The organism is Glutamicibacter sp. BSL13 (assembly GCF_052928425.1).
Genome location: NZ_JAVGCZ010000109.1, coordinates 1 through 8,537, shown reverse-complemented (window position 1 = coordinate 8,537; position 8,537 = coordinate 1). Strand labels below are relative to the sequence as shown.

Here is an 8,537-nt window from a genome sequence, read left to right as displayed (position 1 = left end):
GGCCATCGCCCTGGGGGTGGCCCTGGATCCGGCCGCGGCCGGGCTGCGCGAACCGGCCCCGGCCGCCGGGCAGCAGCAGTCCGCGGCGGAAGTGGACGCCCCGGTGCAGCGTGTTCAGGTCACCGCCCAGGACATGCGCTTCTTCCCGGCTCGCATCGACGTGCAGGCCGGCACCCACCTGATCATTGAGCTGACGAACACCGACGCCGAGCAGACCCACGACCTGGTGCTGGGCACCGGGCAGGACAGCGGGCGGCTGGCCCCGGGCCAAAGTGCGGAAGTCGAGGCCGGGGTCGTTGGCGCTTCGGTGGACGGCTGGTGCTCAATTGTCGGGCACAAGCAGATGGGGATGGTCCTGGAGATTGTGGCCACCGGGCAGTCCTCCGCCGGTCCCGGGCAGCAGCAGGACCCGGGCGAGGGTGAGGCGCCCGCCCAGGACGGCTCCCATCCCATGATGGGCCGCGAACCTCAGGAGCAGGGCCCGGCAGCACCCGACGCGGCCAGCGAGCTGGACTTCAACGCCGCCCCGCAGGACGGGTTCACCTCGCGCGAGGCCGAACTGGAGCCGCTGGCGAAGGACGCCGGCGAACCGGTCACTCACCGACACCGGTTCACCGTCAGTGAGCTGCAGGCCGCCGTCGCCCCCGGGGTCACCCAGAAACTGTGGACCTTCAACGGCACCGCGCCCGGCCCGGTGCTGCACGGCAGGGTGGGGGACAGGTTTGAAATCACCCTGTACAACGACGGCAGCATGGGCCATTCCATCGACTTCCATGCCGGTGCCCTGGCCCCGGATGAGCCGATGCGCACCATCGCGCCCGGCCAGAGCCTGACCTACCGGTTTACCGCCACCAAGGCGGGAATCTGGATGTACCACTGCGGCACCGCGCCAATGAGCGCCCACATCGCCAACGGCATGTTTGGCACGGTGGTCATCGAACCCGGTGACCTGCCGCAGGTGGACAAGAGCTTTGTGCTCACCCAGTCGGACTTCTACCTGGGCGCCCAGGGCGGGGAAGTGGACATGGACAAGCTGCTGGCCGGCACCCCGGACATCGTGGCCTTCAACGGCTACGCCAACCAGTACCTGCATCAGCCGCTCAGGGCCCGGGCCGGGGAACGGGTGCGGATCTGGTTGCTGGATGCCGGTCCCAACCGTCCCTCCTCCTTCCATGTCATCGGCGGTCAGTTCGACACCGTCTGGTTCGAAGGCGGCTACCGGCTGGATCACCGGCAGGACCCGCAGGGCGGAAGCCAGGCGCTGGCCCTGGCCCCGGCCCAGGGCGGCTTTGTCGAGCTGGTCTTCCCGGAGGCCGGGCACTACCCGTTTGTCACCCACTACATGTCCGACGGTGAGCGCGGCGCCCATGGCCTGTTCGAGATCACCGGGGAGAACCGCTAGCTGCATCTGGGCTGGGCGATCACCGGGCGCACCCCGGCCGGCCGGTGCTGCCCTTATCATGGGGTGATGGGCGACGCGTCGGGCAGCTTGCAACCTGCACTGGAGTTGATCGGCTGGCTGCTGCTGGCCGCCTGCTTCGGCTTCCTCTTTGCCGCCCAGGTCTCCAGGCGCTCGATGCGCAGATGGCGGCGGGCCGAGTGCGAGCTGATGGTCCTGGAGGGCCAGCCCTGCCTGGTGTGGAGCACCGCCGACGGCACCCGGCGCAGCACCCTGCACGAGCACGCGCTCACCGACACCGCCGCACCCAGCGTCGTGTACTACCGCATCGGACACGAGCAGCACCCCCAGACCACCGAGCCGGTGTCCCACGCCCGGATGCTGGGCGCCATCGGGTGGTCGCTGCTGGGCGCCTGGGCGCTGAGCAACATCATTTCGGTGCTGCTGGCGATGTAGTCCCCGCGCCCGGGCGTCCCCTGCTTCGGCCCGGATCCTTCACACAATCGGCGTGATGCGCGACACAGAAACGTGAAAGAAGTGTCGTATAGTTGACTTGGGTGTGACCCTGAACACCCAATGGGGTCACTTGCATCACTATGCGAAGGATATGAAATGTCATCAAAGTTTTCGCGCCTCTCGCGGGCCGCGGTCATCCTCTCGGCCAGTGCGCTGGCATTGAGTGCCTGCACCGGCCCTTCCGGTTCCCAGGAGGAGGGCCAGTCCGGGGATCAGGGCGGCGGCAGCGCGGTCATCACGCTGGGCACCACCGACAAGGTCACCTCACTGGACCCGGCCGCGTCCTACGACAACGGCTCGTTCATGGTCATGAACCAGATCTACCCGTTCCTGCTGAACAATGAGCCCGGCTCCCCGGACCCGGTGCCCGCCATCGCGGCCAGCGCGGACTTCACTTCGCCGACCGAGTACACGGTCAAGCTCAAGGAGGGGCTGAAGTGGGCCAACGGCCATGACCTGGATTCCAAGGACGTCAAGCACAGCTTCGACCGCCAGCTGAAGATCGCCGACCCGAACGGCCCAAGCTCGCTGCTGGGCAACCTGGACAAGGTCGAGGCCCCGGATGCCACCACCGTGGTGTTCACCCTGAAGGTCCCCAACGACCAGACCTTCGCCCAGGTGCTCTCCTCCCCGGTGGGCCCGATCGTCGATGACGAGGTCTTCCCGGCCGACAAGGTCATCGACGACAAGGAAATCGTGGACGCCAAGGCCTTTGGCGGACAATACGTGATCGACTCCTACAACAAGAACACCCTGGTCTCGCTGAGCAAGAACGATGAATACCAGGGCGTGCTGGGTGAACCGGCCAACTCCCAGGCGGCCATCAAGTACTACGCGGACGCGAACAACATGAAGCTGGAAATCCAGCAGGGCAAGATCGACGTGGCCTGGCGTTCGCTGACGCCCACCGACATCGAGGACCTGGAGGGCCAGGATAACCTGACCGTCCACAAGGGCCCGGGCGGGGAACTGCGCTACATCGTGTTCAACTTCGACTCCATGCCCTACGGCAAGGAAACCTCCGACGCCGACCCGGCCAAGGCCCTGGCCGTGCGCCAGGCCGCCGCCAACCTGGTGGACCGCCAGGCGATCGCCACCCAGGTCTACAAGGACACCTACACCCCGGCCTACTCCTTCGTCCCGCAGGGATTCACCGGAGCCACCGAGCCGCTGAAGGAAAAGTACGGCAAGGACGGCGGCCCGGATGCCGAGGCGGCCAAGAAGGTGCTGGAGGACGCCGGGGTGCAGACCCCGGTCAAGCTGGCGCTGCAGTACAACCCCGACCACTACGGTCCAAGCTCCGGGGACGAGTACGCGATGGTCAAGAGCCAGCTGGAGGCCGACGGGTTGTTCGAGGTGGACCTGAAGTCCACCGAATGGGTCACCTACCAGAAGCAGCGCGTCACCGACTACCCGGCCTACCAGCTGGGCTGGTTCCCGGACTACTCGGATGCCGATAACTACCTCGCGCCGTTCTTCGCCAAGGACAACTTCCTGTCCAACGGGTACGACAACCAGGAAGTTGACTCGCTGATCTCCGAGCAGCGCGGTGAAACCGATGAAGGCAAGCGCAGCGAAATGATCGGCCAGCTGCAGGACATGGTGGCCGATGACCTCTCCACCCTGCCGCTGCTGCAGGGCGCGCAGGTCGCGGTCGCCGGCAAGGACGTGCAGGGCGTTGACAAGACCCTGGATGCCTCCTTCAAGTTCCGCATGGGCGTCTTGAGCAAGTAGGCCCCGGCCCAGGCGGCCTGAGATGAGCCAAAGGGGGCCTGCGGGCCCGTTGCAGGGAGAATCCGCCGCAGGCCCCTTTGGCATGCCCAGCCCCCACCGGGGCGTGGGCCGGCAGACCAAACACCTAAGAGGAACACCACCATGTCCATCACCCTGCCTGTGGAAGAACCCACATCCAGTACACCGACCAAGAAAAAGTCCAAGGGGGCCGGCGGCGGCTTCCTGCGCTATCTGATCACGCGCTTTTTGCTGATCTTCCCGACCGTGTTCATCCTGATCACCGTCGTCTTCTTCCTGATGCGCGTCACCGGCGACCCGATCACCGCGGCCCTGGGCGGGCGGCTGACCCCCACCCAGCTGGCCGAACGCATCGCCGAGGCCGGCTATGACCGGCCGATCATGGTCCAGTACTTCGAATACCTCGGCCAGATCCTGCGCGGGGACCTGGGCCGCACCATGAGCGACAACCGGGAGGTCACCGAGGTGCTCATCACCTACGGCGCGGCCACCTTGGAGCTGTCCATCAACGCGGTCATTGTCGCCCTGCTGCTGGGCATCCCGCTGGGACTGCTGGCCGCCCGCTTCCGGGACAGCTACTCCGACGCGGCGCTGCGCATCTTCGCGATCCTGGGCTACGCCACCCCGGTGTTCTTCGCCGGGCTGCTGCTCAAGCTGATCTTCGGGATCTGGCTGGGCTGGCTGCCGATCTCCGGACGTGCGGACTGGCAGACCGAGCTGGAGCTGACCAACCTGGGCTCACCGACCGGCATCTACTGGCTGGACGCGCTGCGCAGCGGCAACTTCGAGGCCTTCTGGGCCGTGGTGCGCCACGCCCTGCTGCCGGCCATCGCCCTGGGCCTGCTCACCGGCGGGGTGTTCCTGCGCCTGGTGCGCACCAACGTGATCGGCACGCTGGGCCGCGAATACGTGGAGGCCGGCCGCTCCCGCGGGGTGGGGGAGTACCGGCTGCTGACCAAGCACGCCTACCGTCCGGCCCTGATCCCGATCATCACCGTGATGGGCCTGCAGATCGCCATGCTGCTCGGCGGGGCGGTGCTGACCGAAACCACCTTCGAATGGCAGGGGCTGGGCTTCAAGCTGGCCGAGTACCTGACCGCCCGCGACTTCGTGGCCGTGCAGGGCATCGTGGTGCTGCTGGCCATCATCGTGGCCGTCACCAACTTCATCGTGGACGTGGTCGCCGCGCTGATCGACCCGAGAGTGAGGTACTAGCATGAGCACCACCACCGTCACTGAAATCAAGGCCCACGCGCCCTGGTGGCTGCGCCTGCCGGTGATCTCCCACCTGCGCATGTCCTCCGGGCTGCAGCGCGGAATGCTGATCGCCGGGCTGGTGCTCTCCCTGCTGCTGGTGTTCACCGCACTGCTGGCCCCGGTGATCGCACCGTTTGACTTCGCCCAGAACCGGGATGCCTCGGGCGCGTTCCCGCGCCAGTCGGCCCCGGATGACAAGTTCATCTGGGGGACCACGGTCTCCGGGTACGACGTCTTCTCCCGCACCCTGTACGGCGCGCAGACCGCGGTCTGGGTGATCATCGCCGCGGTGGTCATGTCGATCTTCCTCGGGGTGTTCCTGGGGCTGGTCTCCGGGTACCTGGGCGGCTGGTTCGACCGGGTGATGGTGGTGCTCAACGACGCCATCTACGCCTTCCCCTCCCTGCTGCTGGCCATCGTGATGTCCATCGTGATCTCCCAGGGCCAGTCCTCCCTGTTCGGCGGCATCATGGCCGCGGCGGTGTCCATCACCGTGGTGTTCATCCCCCAGTACTACCGGGTGGTGCGCGCCGAGGTGATCCGGCTGAAGGCCGAACCGTTCGTCGAGTCCGCGCAGGTGATCGGCGCCAGCAGCTGGCGGGTCATGGGCACCCACCTGCTGCGCAACGCCACGCGCACCCTGCCGCTGATCTTCACCCTGAACGCCTCCGAGGCGCTGCTGACCCTGGCCGGGCTCGGCTTCCTGGGCTTTGGCATCGAACCGACCGCCGCCAGCGAATGGGGTTTTGACCTGAACCGGGCGATGAGCGACGCCACCGGCGGGATCTGGTGGACCGGGCTGTTCCCGGGCCTGGCGATTGTGCTGACCGTGCTGGGGCTGACCCTGGTCGGTGAATCGATGAACGACCTGAACGACCCGCGGCTGCGGCGCATCAGCCGCAAGAAGGCCAAGCGCATGATCCAGAAGGGGGCCGCGGCATGAGCCACACCCACAGCGAACCGAACCAGGTGCTCAGCGTCCAGGACCTGTCCATCGACTTCGTCACCGACTCCGGGCCGGTGCCGGCCGTGCGCGGGGTGGACCTTTCCGTCCAGCCCGGGGAGATCCTGGCGATCGTCGGGGAATCGGGGTCCGGCAAGTCGGTCACCGCCCGCACCGCCCTGGGGATCATGGCCGAGAACGGTGCGGCGCGCGGCGCGGTCTACCTCAAGGGCCAGGACATGCTGCACGCCAGCGGCGCCCAGCTACGCCGGGCCCGCGGCCGGGACGTGTCCATGGTGTTCCAGGAACCCTCCACCGCGCTGAACCCGGTGTACACGGTGGGCTGGCAGATCATGGAGGGCATCCGGGCGCACAACAAGATCGGCCGCAGGCAGGCCAAGGCCCGCGCCGTGGAGGCGATGCGCCAGGTCGGCATCCCGGACCCCGAACGCCGGGTGGACTACTACCCGCACCAGTTCTCCGGCGGGCAGAAGCAGCGCGTGGTGATCGCCGCGGCGCTGGCGCTGCGCCCCTCACTGATCGTGGCCGACGAACCGACCACCGCCCTGGATGTGACGGTGCAGGCCGAAATCCTGCAGCTGCTGCGCCAGGTGCGCGAGGAGCTGGGCACCGCGATCGTGATCATCACCCACAACATGGGGGTGGTCGCCGACATCGCCGACCGGGTGATCGTGATGAACCAGGGCCTGGTGATCGAACAGGCCAAGGCGCTGGACCTGTTCGAGAACCCGCAGCAGGACTACACCCGTTCACTGCTGGAGGCGGTGCCGCACCTGGGCCGCTCCAGCGCCTCGAAGGACCTGGAGTCCCGCGCCCACGCCGAGAAGCCGGTGCTGGTCGAGGCCCGGGACCTGAGCGTGCACTACCCGGGGCGCCTGGGCGCACCGGGGTTCACGGCCGTCAACGGGGTGTCCCTGAAGATCCACGCCGGGGAGGTGTACGGGCTGGTCGGTGAATCCGGCTCGGGCAAGACCACCATCGGGCGCACCATCGCCGGGCTGAACCGGATGACCGGCGGGTCGCTGAGGGTGCTGGACTATGAGATGGCCGATTTCCGTGAACGCAGCTTCAAGCCGCTGCGGGAGCAGATCGGGTTCGTCTTCCAGGACCCAGCCGCCAGCTTCAACCCGCAGCTGACCATCGGGCAGTGCGTGGCCGAACCGCTGAACGTGCACCGCAGCCTGGGTCCGCGCGAAACCCGGGCCCGGGTGGGCGGGCTGCTGGAGTCGGTGCAGCTGCCGGCCGGCTACGCCGAACGCTACCCGCACGAGCTCTCCGGCGGCCAACGCCAGCGCGCCTCGCTGGCCCGGGCGCTGGCCCTGGAGCCGAAGCTGCTGATCGCCGATGAACCCACCAGCGCGCTGGATGTCTCGGTGCAGGCCAAGGTGCTGGAGCTGTTCCTGGAGCTGCAGCAGCAGCTGGGCTTCGCGGCCCTGTTCATCTCCCACGACCTGGCGGTGGTGGACATGCTCGCCAGCTGGGTGGGGGTGCTGCTGCGCGGCGAACTGGTCGAGGAGGGGCTGGGCTCAAGGGTGCTCAGCGCCCCGCAGCACCCGTACACGCAGCGGCTGATCGCCTCCCTGCCGGTGCCCGACCCGCGTGAACAGGCCAAGCGCCGGGCGCTGATCGAGCAGCTGAACCTGGCACAGTGAGCGCAACACGCGCCGCCACCAGCCCCGGGCCGGTGGCGGCGCGTCACTTAATGCGGGCCGTGGCCTAATCCCACGTAAACTGGGCGCATGAGCGAGCCGAACACGAACCCCCTGCCCACGGACTTCGACCCGCACGCCAGCTCCCTGCACGGCGAGGTCGACCAGGCGGTGCTCGATGAGCTGTATTCCATCCGCGGCAGCATCGACAACTTCGACGCACAGCTGGTCTACCTGCTGGCCGAACGCTTCAAGGCCACCCAGCGGGTGGGCCACCTCAAGGCCGTGCACCAGCTGCCGCCCAGCGACCCGAACCGGGAAAAGGCGCAGATTGAGCGGTTGCGCCACCTGGCCCGTGAGGCGCACCTGGACCCGGAGTTCGCCGAGAAGGTGCTGAACTTCATCATCTCCGAGGTGATCCGCCACCACCAGCACATCTCCAACGCGCACAACAACGAGTAAGCCCGCCCGGTGAGCACGATGAGTGAACGACAAGCCGTATCCGGCAATCAGCCCGCCGAACCGGGCCCGGCGGCAGATCCCGCCGCCGCTGCGGTGGCCGCCGCCGAGGCCGCGGTGCACGTCACCTGCCAGCCCCGCTTTGCCGGCACCGAAGCCGTGGAAGTGCACAAGGTGGTGCGCGGGGAACTGGGCGAACCGAACCTGGCGGTCTTCCCGCAGCTGCCCGACCGCGGAGTGTGGGCACGCCAGCAGGCGCGCAGCACCGCCATGATCACCGAGCTGGGCTTTGACCTGCAGCCGCACGGCTGGCGGATTGGGGTGCCGGACGGGATGGACGCCCGCCGCGCCCGCAGCCTGCTGCGCAGTGACGAGAACCTGCTGGCCGACGTGCTGGGCGCGGAGAAGAAACCGGCCGCGCGGATCAAGCTGAACGTGCTCGGGCCCTGGTCGCTGGCCGCCGGCCTGCACCTGGGCAACGGGGAACGGGCGGTGGCCGACCACGGGGCCCGGCGCGACATCATCGAGGCCTACGCCCAGG

The 8,537-nt window shown here is 67.9% G+C and carries 7 protein-coding genes and 1 pseudogene; all 8 read left to right on the top strand.

The window, feature by feature from the left end:
- On the top strand, positions 1–1,402 hold a 1,402-nt coding region (locus tag RCJ92_RS13850), incomplete at its 5' end, for a multicopper oxidase domain-containing protein (RefSeq protein ID WP_446754849.1).
- A gap of 66 nt (positions 1,403–1,468) precedes the next feature.
- The gene (locus RCJ92_RS13845) at positions 1,469–1,855 is read left to right on the top strand and encodes a hypothetical protein (RefSeq protein WP_446754848.1); all 387 of its coding nucleotides are present in this window, start codon (positions 1,469–1,471) and stop codon (positions 1,853–1,855) included.
- 156 nt (positions 1,856–2,011) lie between these two features.
- A complete protein-coding gene (locus tag RCJ92_RS13840; protein ID WP_360028763.1) occupies positions 2,012–3,649 on the top strand; it encodes an ABC transporter substrate-binding protein in 1,638 nt (545 codons plus the stop codon).
- Positions 3,650–3,790: 141 nt separating this feature from the next.
- Entirely contained in the window at positions 3,791–4,882 is a 1,092-nt protein-coding gene (locus RCJ92_RS13835; protein WP_054821394.1) for an ABC transporter permease, read from the top strand.
- A gap of 1 nt (position 4,883) precedes the next feature.
- Positions 4,884–5,867 (top strand): ABC transporter permease, encoded by a 984-nt coding sequence (locus tag RCJ92_RS13830; RefSeq protein WP_138177513.1) that lies wholly within the window; start codon positions 4,884–4,886, stop codon positions 5,865–5,867.
- Complete coding sequence (locus tag RCJ92_RS13825; RefSeq protein ID WP_446754847.1) at positions 5,864–7,540, top strand: dipeptide ABC transporter ATP-binding protein; 1,677 nt, start codon at positions 5,864–5,866, stop codon at positions 7,538–7,540. Before RCJ92_RS13830 ends, RCJ92_RS13825 begins: the two co-directional genes overlap by 4 nt.
- Before the next feature lie 87 nt (positions 7,541–7,627).
- Positions 7,628–7,999, top strand: coding sequence for a chorismate mutase (locus RCJ92_RS13820; protein ID WP_054822019.1), 372 nt, complete (start codon positions 7,628–7,630; stop codon positions 7,997–7,999).
- A gap of 18 nt (positions 8,000–8,017) precedes the next feature.
- Positions 8,018–8,537: pseudogene (locus RCJ92_RS13815) on the top strand (hypothetical protein); the annotation flags it as partial.